Genomic DNA, 19,216 nt, shown 5'->3' with positions numbered 1-19,216 from the left:
CTGTGCCCGCTCCGTCCGATAGAGAGGTGGCAGGTGGCGATCATTGGCTACGCTCGGGATGTGAGCGAAAGACCTTCCGGCGACGGCGAAAACGCGTCCCGCGCAGTCCGTCCCGGAGATGCGCGAAACCGCACGGATGGTTCGCGTCGCAACGGCACCGCCGGTCGGCGGGGCAAAAGGGGGCTGGGTTCCGATGGCGACACTGTGCTGCCGGTCGACGCGCCCGAGGCCGGTGTCGAATTCGACGACGACTCGGATGTCGAGATCGTGATTCCGCTCACACCGGCCGACGAGGCGGAATCTCGGCTGCGGTCGTTCGGCCGGCGTCGAACCGGTCAGCTGTCCTCGTTGATGGCCGCGGCCAATCAGCGGGCCGACGTCATCGGCGTGATTCGCAAGGCGCGTGAGAGCCTGCCCGGCGATCCCGCATTCGGCGACCCGCTGTCGCTGTCCGGCCCCGGCGGCGCGCGGGCGGTGGCTCGCGCGGCCGACAAGATCGTGGGTGACAATCCCAGCGCGGCCAAGGAGCTGGGTCTGGGCGCGCTGCAGGTCTGGCAGGCGATGCTGGAGCGTGTCGGCCGCGGTAAGGGCAATGCGGAGATCACGGTGGTCTTCACCGACCTCGTGGCGTTCTCCCGTTGGTCGCTGTCGGCCGGTGACGAGGCGACGCTGGAGCTGTTGCGGCGGGTGGCGAGGGCCATCGAACCGCCGATCGTCGATCGGGGCGGTCAGGTCGTCAAGCGCATGGGCGACGGGGTGATGGCGGTCTTCGCCTCCCCCGACAGTGCCGTGCGGGCGGTGCTGACCGCGAAGAAGAATCTGGATCGGGTCGAGGTGGCGGGATATCGGCCGCGCATGCGGGCGGGCCTGCACACCGGGACGCCGCGCGAGATCGGCGGCGACTGGCTGGGCGTGGACGTCACCATCGCCGCGCGAGTGATGGAAGCCGGCGGCAACGGAAACACGATGATCTCGGAGACCACGCTCGAAGCGCTGGAGCCGAGCACACTCGAGGAACTCGAGGTCGCGGCCAAGCCCTATCGGCGCAGCATGTTCGCCGCACCGCTCAACGGCGTTCCGGAGGGGATGCGCATCTTCCGGCTCGCCGGAGACTAGACGCCGGGCGGTCTACCACCAGGTGACCACGCCGACGACCGCGAGGACCGCGCAGACGCCCAGCATCACCGACAGCACCCGAGAGTTCTTCCACATGGTGAAGGCGCCGCCGACCAGGAATCCGGCCACGGCCAGCAGGAGTACGACGATCACGGAATTGGACACCCTGCCATCTTGCCCGGCGGCTCGCGGACCTCGGACACCGGCCGGTTCCGCCGGTTCGCGGTAGCCGCCGGGCGAGCCGGCGGTCCGGTTCGCGGTGTACCCGATCGGGCCACGTTCGGACCGGTCGCGCGGCGCCGCACCGTGTCTACCTGCGGTTTCCACAATTAACAAGCACGCAGGCTTGATTTTTTCCATACCCGATGTGACCCTTGAACCCGACGCAGCGAAGGCGCTGCGGCAGGCACGTCGCATGAGGAGGCGCCGCGCAGATGACGAGTCTCGGCGCCGACCCGGAGGTCCTCCGGATCGGCAACTGTTCCGGCTTCTACGGCGACCGGTTGAGCGCGATGCGCGAGATGCTCGAGGGTGGGCAACTCGACGTGCTCACCGGTGACTATCTCGCCGAACTGACCATGCTGATCCTCGGCCGCGACCGGATGAAGGATCCGGCACTCGGCTATGCCAAGACCTTCGTGCGGCAACTCGAGGACTGCATGGGCCTGGCTCTCGAACGCGGCGTGCGCATCGTCGCGAACGCGGGCGGACTCAATCCGGCCGGATCGGCGCAGCGGGTCGCCGAGGTGGCCGGCAAGCTCGGCCTCACCCCGAAGATCGCCTACGTCGAAGGTGACGACTTGTTGCCGCGCGCCCAGGAACTGGGCTTGGGCGCACCGCTCACCGCCAACGCCTACCTCGGCGCGTGGGGTATCGCCGAGGCGCTGAACGCCGGGGCCGATATCGTCGTCACCGGCCGGGTCACCGACGCCTCCGTGGTCGTCGGACCGGCGGCCGCCCACTTCGGCTGGGCCCGAGACGATTTCGACGCCCTCGCCGGTGCGGTGGTCGCCGGACACGTCATCGAATGCGGCACCCAGGCCACCGGCGGCAACTTCGCGTTCTTCACCGAGATCGAGAATCTCGACCGGCCCGGCTTCCCGATCGCCGAGGTACGCCGCGACGGCAGTAGCGTCATCACCAAACACGCGAACACCGGTGGCGCGGTCACCGTCGACACCGTCGAAGCGCAGCTGATGTACGAGATCCAGAGCGCGCGCTACGCCGGACCCGACGTCACCGCCCGCCTCGACAGCATCCGGCTCGCCGCCGACGGTGACGACCGCGTGCTGATCGGCGGCGTGACCGGTGAGGCGCCGCCGCCGCGGCTGAAGGTCTCGCTGAACACCCTGGGCGGCTTCCGCAACGAGATGACCTTCGTGCTGACCGGACTCGACATCGAGGCCAAAGCCGCACTGGCGCAACGGCAGTTGGAAAGCTGGCTGCCGGTGCGCCCGGCCGAACTCGACTGGTCGCTGTCGCGGCTGGACCGTCCCGACGCCGAGACCGAGGAACAAGCCAGCGCGCTGCTGCGCTGCGTGGTCCGCGATCCCGACCCGAACAAGGTGGGACGCGCGTTCTCCAGCGTCGCAGTCGAATTGGCACTGGCCAGCTATCCCGGCTTCACGATGACCACACCGCCCGGAAACGGTGCGCCCTACGGCGTCTACACCGCGGGCTATGTCGACGCGGGCGAGGTCGCGCACACCGCGGTCCTTCCCGACGGCTCGCGCGTGGCGATCGCCCCGCCCGCGCAGACCCGGGAACTGGACGAGGTGGCCGAACCCGAGCTGCCGCAGCCCCTGCCGCCCGGTGAAACCCGCCGGGTCCCACTGGGTTCCATCGCTCTCGCCCGCAGCGGTGACAAGGGCGGAAACGCCAATATCGGGGTCTGGGTACGCACCGACGACCAGTGGCGCTGGCTGGTGCACACCCTCACCGTCGACACACTGCGGGCGCTGCTGCCGGAGACCGCGAAGCTCACCGTCACCCGGCACGTCCTGCCGAATCTGCGAGCGGTGAACTTCATCGTCGAGGACCTGCTCGGCCTCGGCGTCGCCTACCAGGCCCGATTCGATCCGCAAGCCAAGGGCCTCGGCGAATGGCTGCGGTCCCGCCACCTCGACATACCTGTGGAGTTACTACCGTGACCAGTGTCTGGGAGACGCCCGAGCGGCGTGAATTACGCGCTACCGTACGAGGTTTCGCCGAGCGCGAGGTGCTGCCCTTCCTGGACGAGTGGGAGCGGGCCGGCGAGATCCCCCGCGAACTGCACAAGAAGGCGGGCGCGCTCGGACTGCTCGGGATCCAGTTTCCGGAGGCGGTCGGCGGCGCGGGCGGCGACGGCATCGACGCCGCGATCGTGGCCGAGGAGATGCACTACGCCGGCTGCTCGGGCGGACTGTTCGCGTCCCTGTTCACCTGCGGTATCGCGGTGCCGCACATGGCCGCGTCCGGCAACGCCGAACTGATCGGACGCTGGGTGAAGCCCACCCTGGCGGGGGAGAAGATCGGCTCACTGGCCATCACCGAACCCGGTGGCGGTTCCGACGTCGGCCACCTCACCACCAGCGCGGTGCGCGACGGCGACGAGTACGTGGTCAACGGGTCGAAGACCTTCATCACCTCCGGCGTGCGCGCCGACTACGTCGTGACGGCCGTGCGCACGGGCGGGCCCGGCGCCTCCGGTGTCTCGCTGCTGCTGGTGGAGAAGGACCGGCCCGGCTTCACCGTCAGCCGCAAACTGGAGAAGATGGGCTGGCTGGCCTCCGATACCGCCGAACTGTCCTATGTCGACGTGCGTGTGCCGGTGTCGAATCTGGTGGGCGCGGAGAACTCCGGATTCGCCCAGATCGCACAGGCTTTCGTCAGCGAGCGGGTGGGGCTGGCGGTGCAGGCCTACGGGCATGCGCAGCGCTGCCTGGATCTGACCCTGCGGTGGTGCCGCGACCGCGAGACCTTCGGCCGCCCGCTCATCAGCCGGCAGGCCGTGCAGAACACGCTGTCGGAGATGGCGCGCCGCATCGACGTCGCCCGCGTCTACACCCGGCACGTGGCCGAACGCGCGGCGGACGGGGAAACCGATCTGATCGCCGAGGTGTGCTTCGCCAAGAACACCGCGGTGGAGACCGCGGAATGGGTTGCCCACCAAGCGGTTCAGTTGTTCGGCGGCCTGGGATACATGCGCGAATCCGAGGTGGAGCGCCACTACCGCGATGTGCGCATCCTCGGCATCGGCGGCGGCACCAACGAAATCCTGACCAGCCTCGCGGCCAAGCGATTGGGGTACCAATCTTGAGCACTCTCCGTACAGCCATCGACCCGAATTCGGCGGACTACCGCGCCGCCGCCGACGCCATGACCGAGAAATTGGCCGAGGTCGAGGCCGAATACGCCAAGAACATCGCGGGCGGTGGCCCGGACAAGATGGCGCGCCACCGCAAGCGCGGCAAGCTCACCGCGCGCGAGCGCATCGAACTGCTCATCGACGAAGATTCGCCGTTCCTGGAACTGGCGCCGCTGGCCGCCTGGGGCAGCGAATTCCATGTGGGCGCCTCGGTGATCGCCGGAATCGGCATCGTGGAGGGCGTCGAATGCATGATCGTGGCCCCGGATCCGACCGTGCGCGGCGGCACGTCGAATCCGTGGACGCTGCGGAAGAACCTGCGCATGAACGACATCGCGCTGGAGAACCGGCTTCCGGTGATCGGCCTGGTGGAATCCGGCGGCGCCGATCTGCCGACGCAGAAAGAGGTCTTCGTCCCGGGCGGTCGCATGTTCCGCGACCTCACCCGGCTCTCCGCGGCCGGAATCCCCACCATCGCACTGGTTTTCGGCAACTCCACCGCCGGCGGCGCCTACATTCCCGGCATGTCCGACTACACCGTCATGATCAAGGAACGCTCCAAGGTGTTCCTCGGCGGTCCACCGCTGGTCAAGATGGCGACCGGTGAGGAGTCCGACGACGAATCGCTCGGCGGAGCCGAGATGCACGCCCGCACCTCGGGTCTGGCCGACTATCTCGCCGCCGACGAACAGGACGCCATCCGGATCGGCCGTTCCATCGTGCGACGGCTGAACTGGCGCAAGACCGGACCCGCCCCGCGCCCGCGCGCCGAGGTGATCGAACCGCTCTACGATTCCGAGGAACTGCTCGGCATCGTGCCCACGGACCTGAAGATTCCGTTCGACCCGCGCGAGGTCATCGCCCGGGTGGTGGACGGATCCGATTTCGACGAATTCAAACCGCTCTACGGTTCCAGCCTGGTGACCGGCTGGGCGGAGCTGCACGGCTATCCGGTCGGCATTCTCGCCAACGCCCGCGGCGTGCTGTTCTCCGAGGAGGCGCAGAAGGCCGCGCAGTTCATCCAGCTGGCGAATCAGTCGAACACCCCACTGCTGTTCCTGCACAACACCACCGGCTACATGGTGGGTAAGGAATACGAGCAGAAGGGCATCATCAAACACGGCGCGATGATGATCAACGCCGTCTCCAATTCGAAGGTGCCGCATATCTCGCTGCTGATGGGCGCCTCCTACGGTGCCGGGCACTACGGCATGTGCGGGCGCGCCTACGATCCGCGCTTCGTCTTCGCCTGGCCCAGTGCGAAATCCGCCGTCATGGGCGGTGCGCAGCTGGCGGGCGTGATCTCCATCGTGGGCCGGGCCGCCGCCGAAGCACGCGGCCAGGCATTCGACGAGGAGGCCGACAAGGGCATGCGCGCGATGATCGAGGCCCAGATCGAGGCCGAATCGCTGCCGATGTTCATGTCGGGCCGGCTCTACGACGACGGTGTCATCGACCCCCGCGACACCCGCACGGTATTGGGAATGGCGTTGTCGGCCATCCACAATGCCCCGATCAAGGGCGCCGAGGGCTTCGGCGTCTTCCGGATGTGAGGTCTGAGATGACAGTAGGGCCGATCACGAACGTCCTGGTCGCCAACCGCGGGGAGATCGCCCGTCGGGTGTTCGCGACCTGCCGGCGCATGGGCGTCGCCACGACCGCGGTGTATTCCGACGCGGATGCGAACGCACCGCATGTGGCCGAGGCCGATGCGGCGATCCGGCTGCCCGGCAACACCCCCGCCGAGACCTATCTGCGCGGCGATCTGATCATCGAGGCCGCCCGTGCCGCGGGCGCCGACGCGATCCATCCCGGCTACGGCTTCCTCTCCGAGAACGCGGAATTCGCGCGGCAGGTGATCGATGCCGGCCTGGCATGGGTGGGGCCGCCGGTCGCGGCCATCGAGCAGATGGGTTCGAAGGTCGAATCCAAGAAGATGATGGATGCCGCGGGCGTTCCGGTACTGGCCGAACTCGATCCGGCCGAGGTCACCGCGGACATGCTGCCCGTGCTGATCAAGGCGTCGGCCGGAGGTGGCGGGCGCGGTATGCGTGTGGTCCGCTCGCTGACCGACCTGCCGGAACAGCTCGAGGCCGCCCGGCGCGAGGCCGAATCGGCCTTCGGCGATCCGACGGTGTTCTGCGAGCGCTACCTGGAAACCGGCCGCCATATCGAGGTGCAGGTGATGGCCGACACCCACGGCCGGGTCTGGGCGGTGGGCGAGCGCGAATGTTCCATTCAGCGGCGGCATCAGAAGGTCGTCGAGGAAGCGCCGTCGCCGCTGGTGGAGCGGGTCGAGGGGATGCGGGAGCGGTTGTTCGAGGCGGCTCGCCTCGCCGCCGAGGCGATCGGCTACGAGGGTGCGGGCACGGTCGAATTCCTCGCCGACGAGCAGGGCGATTTCTTCTTCCTGGAGATGAACACCCGCCTGCAGGTGGAACATCCGGTCACCGAATGCACCACCGGCCTGGATCTGGTCCGGCTGCAGCTGCAGGTGGCGCAGGGCTACCGGCTGCCGCAGGACCCGCCGCCCCTGCGCGGCCACTCCATCGAGGTGCGGCTGTACGCGGAGGATCCGGCGCACGATTGGCAGCCGCAGAGCGGTGCGGTGCATCGCATCGAATTCGCGCCGGGCACAGCCGAATTCGCCGTCCTGACCGAGCCGGGTCTGCGGCTGGACTCCGGTGTGGTGGACGGTTCGGCGGTCGGGGTGTTCTACGACCCGATGCTGGCCAAGGTCATCTCCTATGCCGACACCCGCGAGGAAGCGGCGCATCTGCTGGCGGCCGCGTTGCAGCGGGCCCGCATTCACGGTCTGGTCACCAACCGCGACCTGCTGGTCCGGGTACTGCGGCATCCGGCCTTCCTCGCCGGTGATACCGATACCGCGTTCTTCGCCACGCACGGACTGGAAAATCTCGCCGCGCCGCTGGTTTCGGCGGACGACGAGGCGCTGTCCATCGTCGCGGCGGCGCTGGCGGATGCGGCCGCCAACCGGGGGCGAGCGCGCGTCGGCGCGGCGCTGCCGAGCGGATGGCGCAATCTGCCCTCGCAGGCGCAGAGCAAGTCCTACGAGAGCCGGGTGTCGGGGACACACGAGGTGCGCTACCGCCTGACCCGCTCCGGGCTCGAGGTCGAGGGCCATGCGGGACTCGAACTGATCGAGGCCACACCGGATGTGGTGGTCCTGGGTGTGCCCGGCGAGCGTGGCTCGGTGCGGCGGCGGTTCGAGGTCGCTCGCTACGGCGACCTGGTGGCCGTCGATTCGCCGCTCGGCCCGGTCGCGGTTCGCCGGCTCCCGCGCTTCTCGGACCCGGCCGACCAGGTCGCCGAGGGGTCGTTGCTGGCGCCGATGCCGGGTTCGGTGATCCGGCTGGGTGCCGAGGTCGGCGCCGCCGTCGAGAAGGGACAGCCGATTCTCTGGCTCGAGGCCATGAAGATGGAACACACCATCGCCGCCCCGGCGGCCGGTGTGCTCACCGAACTGAATGTGGTTGCCGGACAACAGGTCGACGTCGGCGCCGTGCTGGCGGTCGTCCACGCCGAAACCACCTCCGCACCGGCCGAAGTCACCGCCGGATAGCCGCCCACAACAGGAGAATTTCCATGAGTTTCATCGAATCCGACGAACAGAAGCAGTTGCGGGCGGCCGTCGCCAAGCTCGCCGCGAAGTACAACTACCGCGACTACGTCTCCGCGAAGGCGCGCCGCAACGAACCACTGGACGAATTGTGGGACGAGGCCGGCAAACTCGGCTTCCTCGGCGTGAACCTGCCGGAGGAGTACGGCGGCGGTGGCGCCGGAATCTACGAGCTGGCGCTGGTGATGGAGGAACTGGCCGCCCAGGGCGCCGGCCTGCTGCTGATGGTGGTCTCGCCCGCGATCTGCGGCACCATCATCACCAAGTACGGCACCGAGGAGCAGAAGCAGTACTGGCTGACCAAGCTGGCCGACGGCTCGTCGAAGATGGTGTTCGGCATCACCGAACCCGATGCCGGCTCCAACTCGCACAACATCACCACCACCGCGCGGCGCGACGGCGGTGACTGGATCCTGAACGGCCGCAAGATCTTCATCTCCGGTGTGGATCAGGCCGAGGCGGTGCTGATCGTCTCGCGCACCGAGGATTCCAAGACCGGCAAGTTGAAGCCGGCCCTGTTCATCGTCCCGACCGATACTCCCGGCTTCCAGAAGAACCGCCAGGAGATGGACATCATCGAGCCAGACAACCAGTTCACATTGTTCCTCGACGATGTGCGGCTGCCCGGCAGCGCGCTGGTGGGCCAGGAGGACGCCGCCATCGCGCAGCTGTTCGCCGGTCTGAATCCCGAGCGCATCATGGGTGCGGCGATGGCGGTCGGCATGGGCCGCTACGCCATCGACCGAGCCGTCGAATACGCCCGGGAGCGGCAGGTCTGGAAGACGCCGATCGCGGCGCACCAGGGCATTTCGCATCCGCTGGCCCAAGTGAAGATCGAACTCGAACTGGCCAAGCTGATGATGCAGAAGGCCGTGGTCCTCTACGATTCCGGCGACGACTTCGGTGCCGCGGAGGCCGCCAACATGGCGAAATACGCCGCGGCGGAGGCGAGTATCAAGGCCCTGGATCAGTCCATCCAGACGCACGGTGGTTCGGGCCTGACCGCGGATATCGGTCTCGCGGGCATGCTCGGCGCGGCCCGGATCGCGCGGGTGGCACCGGTGAGCCGGGAAATGATCCTGAACTTCGTCTCCCAGCATTCGCTGGGTCTGCCGAAGTCGTACTGAGCGGTGACCCGGCCGGGCCGCCCCTGCGCGGCCCGGCCGAGCACACCCACCCGAACCGGACGAGGAGGAATGCACGTGAGCGAAACCCCCGGCACCGAAACCGGCACCGAGATCACCGAAACCGGCGGCACCGGAACGCCTTTCGTGCGATACGAGGTGCGCGACGGCTTCGCGGTGCTCACGCTGGATTCACCGCACAATCGGAATGCGTTGTCCTCGAAGCTGGTTCGGGAGCTGCTCGACGGACTGCGCAAGGCCGGCGCCGACGAGCGGGCCCGCGGGGTGATCCTCACCCACACCGGCAATACGTTCTGCGCCGGCGCGGATCTCAAGGAGGCGCTCGACGCCGATCCGGCCGCGGCCGCCGATATCCGCACCGGATGGATGATCGACGTGCTGCGCGGCATCGTCGAACTGCACAAACCGGTGGTCGCGCAGGTCGACGGCAATGTGCGTGCGGGTGGGATGGGCATCGTCGGCGCCTGCGATATCGCCGTCGCCGGACCGTCGAGCAGTTTCGCGCTCACCGAGGCGCGGCTGGGCCTGGCGCCGTTCATGATCTCGCTCACACTGCTGCCGCGGCTGACCTCCCGGGCCGCCGCCCGCTACTACCAGACCGGAGAGACCTTCGACGCGGCCGAGGCCGAGCGGATCGGATTGATCACCGTCGCGGCCGCCGATGCCGCTGCCGAGGTGGCCCGCCTGTGCGGCGAACTGCGCAAGGGGTCCCCGCAGGGGTTGGCCGAAAGTAAGCGGCTGGTGAATGCGTCCATCGTCGCGGAATTCGATCGCACCGCCGATGAGCTGGCCAAACGTTCCGGCAGTTTCTTCGGCACACCCGAGGTGATCGAGGGGATGACGGCCTTCTTCCAGCGTCGCCCACCCAGCTGGGCAGAATGAACCGATCATGACCGCATCGCACGAACCCAAGCAGGACCGCAGCCGGGCCACCCGTCAGCGATTGCTCGAGGCGACCATCGACTGTCTGGCCGAAATGGGCTGGGCGGCGGCCACTGTCGCGGTGGTCGCCGAACGGGCCGGGGTCTCGCGCGGGGCGGCCCAACATCATTTCCCCACCCGGGAGGATTTGATCACCGCCGCCCTCGAGTACATGTTCGACACCCGGATGGCGCAGTCCAAGGCCGAGGCGGCGGTCGTGACCGAGGTGGCGCAGGGCGTCGGCCGCACCGAGGCCGTGGTGGCGCAGCTGGTCGAGTCCTATACGACTCCGCTGTTCAAGGCGGCGCTGCAGGTGTGGACCCACGCCGCGGCGGATCCGGTGTTGCGCGAACGCATCGTGCCCCTGGAGGCCCACTTCGGCCGCATCTCGCATCGCCTGGCCGTCGAGGCCCTCGGCGTCGACGATTCCGACCCGGTCGCCCACCACCTCGTGCAGGCCACCCTCGACATGGCACGCGGCCTCGGCCTGGCCGACGTTCTGACCGACGACTCGGTCCGGCGCAAACAGATCGTGCATCAATGGGCGGCGACCCTGCACATGGGGTTGCACACCCCGCACTGACCCATGCCCGCCGGTGGGAACAGCGCCGCGCCACGCTACCGTAGCCGGACAAATTCATCGGATATCGAGCGAGGGGAATCGATCATGGATTCGGGTTCTGCGGCAGCTCTGGAAGGTATTCGGCAGGGATATCTCAACGGCGACCCGGTGGCGACCGCGCTGTTCATCCCGTTGTTCTTCATCGCCGGAATCTTCGGGCTCATCCAGGGCAAGCCGTTCTGAGATCGACGGTATGTGAACACCGGATTTGGTGCCGCCGCCCGGGACCGATAAGCTGACCGGGCTCCGGTTCCCGGAGCGAAGTTCTCGGCCCCGTCGTCTAGCGGCCTAGGACGCCGCCCTCTCAAGGCGGTAGCGCGGGTTCAAATCCCGTCGGGGCTACAACAACGCGATGCCCGCCCTCTTTCGAGGGCGGGCATTGTCGTTTCCGGGAGCACATGTCGTTTCCGGGAGCACATGTCGTTTCCGGGAGCACATGTCGTTCGCGGGTCGGCTCGCTCATCGCGGCACGGTCAGGTCGTAGATCGTCACCCCGTCCACGTTCTGTGCGGTGAAATGGTGCCGCACCCAGGCGGTGATCCGCGCCGCCGTCGAATCCGCCGCATCGTCGCCCGGCCCGCGATCCGCACCGGCGACGAAGTAGTGGATATCCAGCGCCGCCACGTGGTCGCGGAACTGGTCCAGGGTCGGGGCGGGATCGCTGCCGTTGAATCCGCCGATCGCCATGACCGGCAGTTCGGTGGCGAGCTGGTATCCGGCCGCCCGGTTCGAGCTCACCGTGGCCGCGACCCATTCGTAGGCCTCGCCGTCGCGGTCCAGCAGGGCGGTCAACTTCTCGCTCGGTGTGCTGACCTGCATCGCGTTGCCGCCGGGGTTGTCGCGTCCCCGGGGGCCCGCGGCGGGACCGCCAGCCCGGCCACCGTGCGTACCCGGTCCGAAACCCTCGGCGCCGGAGTTCTGCCCCCACGGCATCCGCGTACCCGCACGAACGTGCATCGGCATCCGGGGCCCGGCACTGGGAATCGGCCCGGTATGCGCGGTTGCGAGGGTGTCGACGGTATAGGCGAGCGGACCCGCGGCGCCGACCAGGCCCGCGGCGATCGCCAGCGCGGCAGCGATCCGCCGCGGCGCCGGCGACAGCAGCGCGACGGTGACCGCGATCCCGCCGACCAGCACCAGCCATCGCAGCCACGGTACGAATTCGAGGTTGCGCGACAACAACATCCACGCGGTGGCGGTCGTCGTCGCCATCGTCACCGCGGCGACCGCTCGGACCCACGGCCGTTCCCGGCGCCGCGACAGCAGCGTCGTCCCCGCACCGACGAGTGCCGCGATCGCCGGGGCCAGCGCCACCGTGTAGTACTGGTGGAAGATGCCCCGCATGAAGCTGAACACCAGGGCGGTCACCACCAGCCAGCCGCCCCACATCACGAGCGCGGCGCGCTGGTGGTCGGTTCGGGATGCTCTGCCGCGCAGAACGATCGCCGCGCCGAGCAGGATCAGCGCGGCCGGAAGCAGCCAGGCGATCTGACCGCCCTGGGCGGGCTGGAACAGCCGGGTCATCCCGCTCTCGCCCCAGAATCCGCCGCCGTGTGAGCCGAGGCTGCCGACCTCGTCGCCGTCGAGCCGGCCCAGGCCGTTGTATCCGAAGGTCAGCTCCAGCGCCGAATTGTGTTGGGAACCACCGAAATACGGCCGGGAATCGGCCGGCCACAGCTCGGCGAGCAGAATCCACCAGCCGGCGGCGGCGACCATGGCCGCCGCCGCGGCGCCCAGATGCGCGATCCGCTTGCCCAGACGTGGCGGGCCGGCGATCAGGTAGGTGATCGCGAGGGCGGGGACCACCAGCAGCACCTGCAATTGCTTTGCCAGGAAGCCGAATCCGATGATGGCGCCGCACAGCACCAGCCATCGCAGCCGCCCGTCCTCGAGCCCGCGCGTCATGGCCCAGCATGCCGCCACCATCAGCAGGACCAGCAGCGCATCCGGATTGTCGAACCGGAACATCAGCGCCGCCACCGGTGTCACGGCGAGCACCGCGCCCGCGAGCAGACCGGCCACCGGCCCGAACGGCCGGCGCACCGTCGCCCACAGCATCGCGACCGCGCCCACGCCCATCAGCACCTGCGGCACCAGCAGGGTCCAACTGGACAGCCCGAACGCCCGCACCGCCAGATCCATCGGCCACAGGGCGGCCGGGGTCTTGTCCACGGTGATCGCGTTCGCGGTATCCGAGGAACCGAAGAGGAACGCCTTCCACGACACCGAACCCGCTTGTGCCGCAGCCGCATAGAAGGAATTCGCCCACCCGTTGGCACTCAGGTTGCACAGGTAGGCGACGGCTGTCGTGAGCAGGAGCGCGGTCAGCGCCGGCCGCTCCCACCGTGGCCGGTCCGTAGCCGGCGACGGCGGGGCGGCCGACGCGTCCGGGGACATCGGCCGGATGAGGGTGGTGGTCACCGCGGTTCCGTCGAGGCCTGTGCCGTCGCGATGTCCTCGACGGCGATGTCCTCGACGGCGCTGCCGGCGACCGCGTTGCGGAAAACCCAGCGCAGTCCCACGAATCGGGTCAGCGTCGCCACCAGGTTCGCGACCACCAGTACCAGCAGTTCCACGTGCACGGACGCGTCCGGCGCCCACCGGTGCAGGGCGAACAGCGAACCACTGGTCAGCACCCAGGCGAAGGTGAAGATCAGCAGGCCCTGGAAGTGATGGGAGACCGCATTGCCCGAGCCGCGCACGCCGAAGGTGAAGGCGCGGTTCGCCGCGGTGTTGGCGACCGCGGTGATCAGCAGGGCGGCGAAGTTCGCGGGCTGGGCGCCTACCACGGCCTGCAACATCACGTACAGGAGCATGTAGGCCAGGGTGGAGAGCACACCGATGATGCCGAAGCGCACCAGCTGCCCGACCATGCCCAGCGGCACCCCGTCCACCAGCGGTTCCCGCCCGATGGCGGCGCGCAGCTCGTTGATCGGCAGCGCGCCGGTGGCCAGGCCGCGGCCCACCCGCCACACGCCGAGCAGATCCTTGCGGGCGGTGTCGACGATGTCCACGCGGCTGTCCGGATCGTCGATCCAGTCCACCGGCACCTCGTGGATGCGCAGCCCGGCGCGTTCGGCGATCACCAGCAGTTCGGTGTCGAAGAACCATTCCCCGTCCTCGACCAGCGGCAGGATCCGGCGCGCCACATCGGTGCGCATCGCCTTGAATCCGCACTGGGCGTCGGAGAACCGGGCCTGCAGCGAGGCTCGCAGAATCAGGTTGTAGCAGCGGGAGATGATCTCACGTTTGGGGCCGCGCACCACCCGCGAGGATTTGGCCAGCCGGGTGCCGATCGCCAGATCGGAATGTCCGGAGACCAGCGGGGCCACCAGCGGCAGCAGGGCGTTGAGGTCGGTGGACAGGTCGACGTCCATATATGCGACGACCTGTGCCTTCGAGGCCTCCCATACCGCACGCAGCGCGCGCCCGCGGCCCTTGCGGTCGAGGTGGACGACCTCGACCTCGGGCAGCTCCTCGGCGAGTGCGCGCGCCACGGCGAGCGTGGAATCGGTGGAGGCGTTGTCCGCCACCGTGATTCGGGTCGAGAACGGAAATCCGTCACGCAGGAAGGCGTGCAGCCGGCGGACACAACCGGCGAGATCGCGCTCCTCGTTGTACACCGGGATCACGACCTCGAGCACCGGTGTGCGCGTCGAGTCGGGGGTGGTGGCCGCCTGGAACGCCATCGCTGTCTCGGTCATGATCCCAATCTCGGGGATCAGCCTTGGGCAGCGCTGCGTCCGACCTGTGAGCTTCCTGGGAGCGCGCTGGTTCGTCCGGCCTGGTCGTGGAGCGAATTCAGTTCTCGCGCAGCCGCCACAGCGGCGACACCGGACCGTGGCCGGCGCCGAGGTCGTAGGCGTCCTTCAGGCAGCGCGTGGTCCACTCCTTGGCGAAGGCCACCGCCTCCGGCACCCGGTAGCCGTGTGCCAGTGCGCAGGCGGAGGCGGCGGCCAGGGTGTCGCCGCCGCCGTGATCGTTACCGGTCGTGATGCGGGGCGCGGTGAGCTCGTGGAAGCGCTCGCCGTCGAACAGCAGATCGGTGCTGAATTCGGAGGAGCGCAGGTGGCCGCCCTTGACGACGGCCCAGCGCGGGCCGAGTGCGATCAGCGCCTCGGCGGCCTTGCGGGCGGTGCGGTCGTCGGTGACGGCGATGCCGGTGAGCAGCCGCACCTCGTCCAGATTCGGGGTCACCAGCGTGGCGCGCGGAATGAGAACCGAGCGCAGTGCGTCCAGGGCTTCCGCATGCAGCAGTGGGTCGCCGTGCATCGAGGCCGCCACCGGATCGACCACCAGCGGCACCGTGCCGTCGCGTCCGATACCGACCTCGTCGCAGACCTGCGCCACCGCCTCGATGATGGCGGTCGAGGCCAGCATGCCGGTCTTGGCGGCCGCGACCCCGATATCGCCCGTCACCACCCGCACCTGATCGGCGACGGTCTGCGGTGGGATCTCGTGGAAGCCGCTGACCCCCACCGAGTTCTGCACCGTCACCGCGGCCACCGCCACGCAGGCGTGCACCCCCAGCAGCGCCATGGTCCGCGAATCGGCCTGAATTCCGGCCCCGCCCCCGGAGTCGGTTCCGGCGATCGTCAGCACCCGGACCGGCGTAGCACCCGGTTCCGGCAACGGCAGCAGTTTCACGAGACAGACCCTACGACGCGCCGGCACGCGGCCGCAGCGTGGTCATCCACGCGGCCGTGCTGATGGCGCATTACGCCGATGCGAGAGTCCGGGCGCGTACGGTCGAGCCAACAGGATCATTCGGATCCTGCCAAACGAAGGACCCTCATGTCCGATAAATCTCCGCGCAGCACCATGTCCAAGAAGTCCGGCAAGTCGCTGAAGGAGAAGCGAGCGGAGAAGAAGGCCAAGGGCGTCACCTCATCGGGTGTCGAGACGACGGTCGCGGGGAAGAAGCAGCGGTAGGGCGCCCCGGCTGAGCAGTCGGTACGACTGCTCAGCCGCGGGGATTCACCGGACCCGGGCGAAGAACGTCCGGATGTCGCCGACCAGCACCTCCGGTGCCTCGTGCGCGGCGTAGTGTCCGGCCGCGTCGTTGGGTCCGCCGGTCACCGATCCCACGTCGTAGGAATTCCAGCTCACGATGTTCTTGTGGTCGCGCTCGGCGAAGCGGCGGATCGAGCGGAAATCGCCGGCGAACATGGCCAGCGCGGTGGGGGTGGTGGTCGGCCCGTCCGGATGCGCGGTGGCGTGGGCGTTCTCGTAGTAGAACCGGATCGAGGAGGCCGCGGTGCCGGTGAGCCAGTACAGCGCGATATTGGCGATCACGAATTCCGGATCGAGGCTTTCACCGAAAAGCTGTGCGTTCCAGCCCAAGAGCCCCAGCGGGGAGTCGCTGAGCGCGTAGGCCAGTGTCTGCGGTTGCTGGCTGCACAGGATGTTGAACGCCATCTTGTTGTCATGGAACCACTGCAGGTGCGCCAGCGCCCCCAGGTCCTCTTCGGACAAGCCCTCGAATTCCGCCGGATCGCCGGAGGGGAAGGAGAACAACTGCGTCACGTGGACCCCCACCACGCGATCACCGGCCAGCCGGCCGATCTCCGGGGAGATCATCGACCCGCCGTCGTTGCCGATCGCGCCGAAGCGCTGGTAGCCGAGCCGATCCATCAGCTCCACCCAGGCCCGGGCGGTGCGCTGGGTGTCCCAGCCGGTGCTGCGGGTCGGGCCGGAGAAGCCGAAACCCGGCAGCGACGGCACGACCACGTGGAAGGCCGGATGGTCGGGCGATTCCGGTTCGGTGAGCGCCTCGATCACGTCCAGGTACTCCAGTACCGAACCGGGCCAGCCGTGGGTGAGGATCACCGGCAGGGCATCCGGCCGCGACGAGCGGACATGCAGGAAGTGGATGTCCTCGCCGTCGATCTCCGCGCGGAACTGGGGATACGCGTTCAGCCGGGCTTCCGTTGCGCGCCAGTCGAATTCGTTCAGCCAGTACTCGGCGAGCGCGCGCACCCGATCGCCCGGCACACCGTAGGCGTCACCGACACCGGGCAGTTCGTTCGGCCACAGCGCCCGGCGCAGCCGATCGGCGAGGTCGTCGAGGCGGTCCTGCGGGATGTCGATGTGGAACGGGCGGATGGTCATGATCGTCTCCCTCTGGAACGGAATGTTTCGTTCTGTTCAGACCGTATCAGAACGGATCATTCCGTTTCAAGTGCTACGCTGCGATCATGCCGAAATCAGCCGACGCCCCAGCTCACCAGGCGCTTCCCGGCCGCAAGGCGCAGGCCGCGCGCAACGACGGGATCATCCTCGACGCCGCCCGCGCGGTCTTCCTCGCCGATGCGACCGCGCCGATCTCGGCCGTCGCCGAACGGGCCGGGGTGGGGATCAGCGCGCTGTATCGCCGCTATCCGAGTAAGGAGGCGCTGCTGCGCACGCTCTGCTACCAGGGGCTGTGCCGTTACAACGCCGAGGGTGCGGCCGCGCTGGAGTTGCCGGCGGATGCGGACGTGCTGGCGGAATTCCTGCGCCGGGTGGTCGACGCCGATGTGCATTCGCTGACCGTGCGACTGGCCGGGACCTTCACGCCGGACGAATCCTTCGCCCCTCAGGTGCGGCGCTCGGCAGCATTGAACGAGGAGATACTGCGCCGGGCAACGGTTTCCGGCGCCGTGCGCGACGGGGTGACGGTCGCCGACCTGAGCCTGGTGCTGGAGGCGTGCGCGGCGATCGTCCTCCCCGATCCCACCCGGACCACGCAACTGCGTCATCGCATGCTCGCCCTGCTGCTCGACGGTCTGCGCACCCCGGGCGAACTCCCCGGCCCCGCACCGCAACCCGAGGATTTCACCGCGCGCTGGCAGCCCCGGAAGTAGCCGTCGAATTCACCGCACTGCGGTATTCGCGCCGACCCAGGTGGTGAGCGCCGCGTCCAACCCCTCGGTGCTGGAATCGACTGCGGCCCAGGCGATATAGCCGTCCGGGCGGATGAGGGTATGCGTGGGTGCCGGAACGGGCCCGAGGCCCGGAACGGTCCATTCGGCGCCCCGATCCTGTGCGCACACGATGTCCACCCGATCCTTCCAGTCGCTGATATCGGGCACCTCGGCTGCGTTGCGCACCAACACGATCGGCCGCCCCGGGCGCAGCAGTTCATGGACGCGGGCCGGGCCGTCGGCAGTCACGATGTCGGAATCCGGAACACGCCGGCCGCACAGCGGATGGTGGTCATCGCAGTCGTAGCGGATGTCGAGCGCGGTGATCATGAGTCCGAGGCGATGACGGACCTCGTCGATCGCGAGGAGGTCGGACATGCTGTCGCGCAACGCGTCCACGTGTGCGCCAGGTCGTGACAGCGCCGTCTGGGCGCGTGTGTTCTGCAGTACCCGTGCGGCGATCGGCCGGCGTTCGGACTCGTAGGTGTCCAGCAGCGCGTCGGAGGCATTGCCGCGCAGGACGGCGGCCAGCTTCCAGCCCAGGTTGGCCGCATCCTGCAGACCCAGATTCTGGCCTTGGCCACCGGCCGGGAAATGGATGTGCGCGGCATCGCCGGCCAGGAACACCCGGCCGACGCGGTAGCGATCGGCCTGCCGGGCGGCATCGCTGTAGTGGGTGACCCACCGCGGGCTGTGCATACCGAAATCGGTGCCGGCGAGTTCGGTGAATGCGCCGCGAAATTCGTCGAAGGTCAACTCGCTGCCCCGCTCGCGCACCCGGTCGTGGCACTGGGCGATCAGCCGGTACCACCCTGGCTCGAACTGGATCACGGAATAGTCGCCGGTAGCGCCCCGGGCGCCGAAGAACAACTCGGCAGGGGGAGCGGCGAGTTCGACATCGGCGATCATTCCCGTCACCGTCGCGTCGGTACCGTCGAAGCCGATGCCCGCGAGCTTGCGCACCGCACTGCGCCCGCCGTCGCAGCCGACCAGGTAAGCGGCGCGGATCCGGCGGGGGTGGGCCCCGCCGACCTCGACCTCCACCCCGGAATCGTCCTGACGAAATCCCGTGACCGGCGAATCCCACTGAACGGGCGCGCCGGCCGCCGTCGCGTGACGGTCCAACTCGCGCTCGATCACCGACTGCAACACCGCGAGCGTGTACGGGAAGCGGGTGTGGAAGTCGCTGAAGTCGAGCGGAAGTCCGCCGAAATGCCCCCGCGGCAGAGTGCGTCCCTGACGCAGCAGCTCATCGAGCAGGCCGCGCTGGTCGAGGATCTCCATGGTGCGCGCGTGAATACCTCCGGCCCGGGATTCGCCGGTGCGGGCCGGCAGCGCGTCCAGCAGTTCCACTTCGACCCCGGCCAGCCGCAATTCGTACGCCAGCATCAGGCCGGTAGGCCCGCCACCTGCGACGACCACCTCGGTTGTGTGCACGACCCGCTCCTTAACGTTGTTAAAGCCTTAACGTCGTTAAGGAGACCAGAACGTTGTTAAGCTGTCAAGCAATCGACTGGGAGG

Annotated in this window: 17 protein-coding genes and 1 tRNA gene; 12 read left to right on the top strand and 6 right to left on the bottom strand. The window is 68.6% G+C overall.

All coding sequences use genetic code 11. The features are described 5' to 3' along the window. The first annotated feature begins 351 nt into the window (after positions 1–351). Positions 352–1,116, top strand: coding sequence for an adenylate/guanylate cyclase domain-containing protein (locus tag NN2_RS18640; RefSeq protein WP_036525326.1), 765 nt, complete (start codon positions 352–354; stop codon positions 1,114–1,116). 12 nt (positions 1,117–1,128) lie between these two features. Here NN2_RS18640 and NN2_RS37775 read toward each other — a convergent pair whose 3' ends face one another. After that, the gene (locus NN2_RS37775; protein WP_167332006.1) at positions 1,129–1,281 is read right to left on the bottom strand and encodes a CG2302 family histidine operon protein; all 153 of its coding nucleotides are present in this window, start codon (positions 1,279–1,281) and stop codon (positions 1,129–1,131) included. Between the two features lie 269 nt (positions 1,282–1,550). Here NN2_RS37775 and NN2_RS18630 point away from each other — a divergent pair, with 269 nt between their 5' ends. The 9 genes from NN2_RS18630 to NN2_RS18595 all read left to right on the top strand — a co-directional run bounded on the left by NN2_RS18630 (position 1,551) and on the right by NN2_RS18595 (position 11,132). Beyond that, on the top strand, positions 1,551–3,266 hold the full coding sequence (locus NN2_RS18630; RefSeq protein WP_063015247.1) for an acyclic terpene utilization AtuA family protein: 1,716 nt from the start codon (positions 1,551–1,553) through the stop codon (positions 3,264–3,266). After that, positions 3,263–4,414 carry an acyl-CoA dehydrogenase family protein gene (locus NN2_RS18625; RefSeq protein ID WP_245658760.1) on the top strand — a complete coding sequence of 384 codons (1,152 nt, stop codon included), beginning with the start codon at positions 3,263–3,265 and terminating at the stop codon, positions 4,412–4,414. Before NN2_RS18630 ends, NN2_RS18625 begins: the two co-directional genes overlap by 4 nt. Next, positions 4,411–6,015 carry an acyl-CoA carboxylase subunit beta gene (locus NN2_RS18620; protein WP_030516609.1) on the top strand — a complete coding sequence of 535 codons (1,605 nt, stop codon included), beginning with the start codon at positions 4,411–4,413 and terminating at the stop codon, positions 6,013–6,015. Before NN2_RS18625 ends, NN2_RS18620 begins: the two co-directional genes overlap by 4 nt. A gap of 8 nt (positions 6,016–6,023) precedes the next feature. Next, complete coding sequence (locus tag NN2_RS18615; RefSeq protein ID WP_063015245.1) at positions 6,024–8,045, top strand: ATP-binding protein; 2,022 nt, start codon at positions 6,024–6,026, stop codon at positions 8,043–8,045. Positions 8,046–8,068: 23 nt separating this feature from the next. Further along, positions 8,069–9,229: an acyl-CoA dehydrogenase family protein gene (locus tag NN2_RS18610; RefSeq protein ID WP_063015244.1), complete on the top strand. Its 1,161-nt coding sequence runs from the start codon at positions 8,069–8,071 to the stop codon at positions 9,227–9,229. 111 nt (positions 9,230–9,340) lie between these two features. Then, on the top strand, positions 9,341–10,129 hold the full coding sequence (locus NN2_RS18605; protein ID WP_063015263.1) for an enoyl-CoA hydratase family protein: 789 nt from the start codon (positions 9,341–9,343) through the stop codon (positions 10,127–10,129). A gap of 7 nt (positions 10,130–10,136) precedes the next feature. Next, positions 10,137–10,751: a TetR/AcrR family transcriptional regulator gene (locus tag NN2_RS18600; protein WP_063015243.1), complete on the top strand. Its 615-nt coding sequence runs from the start codon at positions 10,137–10,139 to the stop codon at positions 10,749–10,751. Positions 10,752–10,835: 84 nt separating this feature from the next. Next, positions 10,836–10,973 (top strand): hypothetical protein, encoded by a 138-nt coding sequence (locus tag NN2_RS37770; RefSeq protein ID WP_167355071.1) that lies wholly within the window; start codon positions 10,836–10,838, stop codon positions 10,971–10,973. 86 nt (positions 10,974–11,059) lie between these two features. Continuing rightward, positions 11,060–11,132: transfer RNA gene (locus tag NN2_RS18595), tRNA-Glu, on the top strand. A 117-nt stretch (positions 11,133–11,249) separates the two neighbouring features. Here the strand turns inward: NN2_RS18595 and NN2_RS18590 are convergent. From NN2_RS18590 to thiD, 3 genes are all read right to left on the bottom strand, one after another. Then, positions 11,250–13,187 (bottom strand): glycosyltransferase family 39 protein, encoded by a 1,938-nt coding sequence (locus NN2_RS18590; protein ID WP_174554986.1) that lies wholly within the window; start codon positions 13,185–13,187, stop codon positions 11,250–11,252. A 20-nt stretch (positions 13,188–13,207) separates the two neighbouring features. Next, positions 13,208–14,479, bottom strand: coding sequence for a bifunctional glycosyltransferase family 2/GtrA family protein (locus NN2_RS18585; protein WP_245658763.1), 1,272 nt, complete (start codon positions 14,477–14,479; stop codon positions 13,208–13,210). Positions 14,480–14,591: 112 nt separating this feature from the next. Next, positions 14,592–15,437: a bifunctional hydroxymethylpyrimidine kinase/phosphomethylpyrimidine kinase gene (gene thiD, locus NN2_RS18580; protein ID WP_030516602.1), complete on the bottom strand. Its 846-nt coding sequence runs from the start codon at positions 15,435–15,437 to the stop codon at positions 14,592–14,594. A 147-nt stretch (positions 15,438–15,584) separates the two neighbouring features. Here thiD and NN2_RS37765 point away from each other — a divergent pair, with 147 nt between their 5' ends. After that, complete coding sequence (locus NN2_RS37765; protein WP_169812419.1) at positions 15,585–15,722, top strand: hypothetical protein; 138 nt, start codon at positions 15,585–15,587, stop codon at positions 15,720–15,722. A 45-nt stretch (positions 15,723–15,767) separates the two neighbouring features. Here the strand turns inward: NN2_RS37765 and NN2_RS18575 are convergent, their stop codons facing one another. Next, the gene (locus NN2_RS18575) at positions 15,768–16,901 is read right to left on the bottom strand and encodes an epoxide hydrolase family protein (RefSeq protein ID WP_063015241.1); all 1,134 of its coding nucleotides are present in this window, start codon (positions 16,899–16,901) and stop codon (positions 15,768–15,770) included. An 86-nt stretch (positions 16,902–16,987) separates the two neighbouring features. Here NN2_RS18575 and NN2_RS18570 point away from each other — a divergent pair, with 86 nt between their 5' ends. Further along, positions 16,988–17,635, top strand: coding sequence for a TetR/AcrR family transcriptional regulator (locus NN2_RS18570; protein ID WP_063015240.1), 648 nt, complete (start codon positions 16,988–16,990; stop codon positions 17,633–17,635). Between the two features lie 9 nt (positions 17,636–17,644). Here the strand turns inward: NN2_RS18570 and NN2_RS18565 are convergent, their stop codons facing one another. Then, positions 17,645–19,132, bottom strand: a complete 1,488-nt coding sequence (locus NN2_RS18565; RefSeq protein ID WP_082857080.1) for an FAD-dependent monooxygenase — start codon at positions 19,130–19,132, stop codon at positions 17,645–17,647. Between the last annotated feature and the right edge of the window lie 84 nt (positions 19,133–19,216).

Origin of the sequence: Nocardia nova NBRC 15556, from assembly GCF_001613005.1 — a bacterium.
GTDB classification, from domain to species: Bacteria; Actinomycetota; Actinomycetes; order Mycobacteriales; family Mycobacteriaceae; genus Nocardia; species Nocardia nova.
The sequence above is the reverse complement of the archived record's forward strand: the minus strand, read 5'-3'. Positions and strand labels throughout refer to the sequence as shown.

Coding starts and splice junctions, on each gene's coding strand:
- NN2_RS18585 (WP_245658763.1), bottom strand. CDS start 14,479: ATGGCGTTCCAGGCGGCCACCACCCCCGACTCGACGCGCACACCGGTG.
- NN2_RS18615 (WP_063015245.1), top strand. CDS start 6,024: ATGACAGTAGGGCCGATCACGAACGTCCTGGTCGCCAACCGCGGGGAG.
- NN2_RS18570 (WP_063015240.1), top strand. CDS start 16,988: ATGCCGAAATCAGCCGACGCCCCAGCTCACCAGGCGCTTCCCGGCCGC.
- NN2_RS37770 (WP_167355071.1), top strand. CDS start 10,836: ATGGATTCGGGTTCTGCGGCAGCTCTGGAAGGTATTCGGCAGGGATAT.
- NN2_RS18590 (WP_174554986.1), bottom strand. CDS start 13,187: ATGTCCCCGGACGCGTCGGCCGCCCCGCCGTCGCCGGCTACGGACCGG.
- NN2_RS18575 (WP_063015241.1), bottom strand. CDS start 16,901: ATGACCATCCGCCCGTTCCACATCGACATCCCGCAGGACCGCCTCGAC.
- NN2_RS18600 (WP_063015243.1), top strand. CDS start 10,137: ATGACCGCATCGCACGAACCCAAGCAGGACCGCAGCCGGGCCACCCGT.
- NN2_RS37765 (WP_169812419.1), top strand. CDS start 15,585: ATGTCCGATAAATCTCCGCGCAGCACCATGTCCAAGAAGTCCGGCAAG.
- NN2_RS18630 (WP_063015247.1), top strand. CDS start 1,551: ATGACGAGTCTCGGCGCCGACCCGGAGGTCCTCCGGATCGGCAACTGT.
- NN2_RS18610 (WP_063015244.1), top strand. CDS start 8,069: ATGAGTTTCATCGAATCCGACGAACAGAAGCAGTTGCGGGCGGCCGTC.
- NN2_RS18640 (WP_036525326.1), top strand. CDS start 352: ATGGCCGCGGCCAATCAGCGGGCCGACGTCATCGGCGTGATTCGCAAG.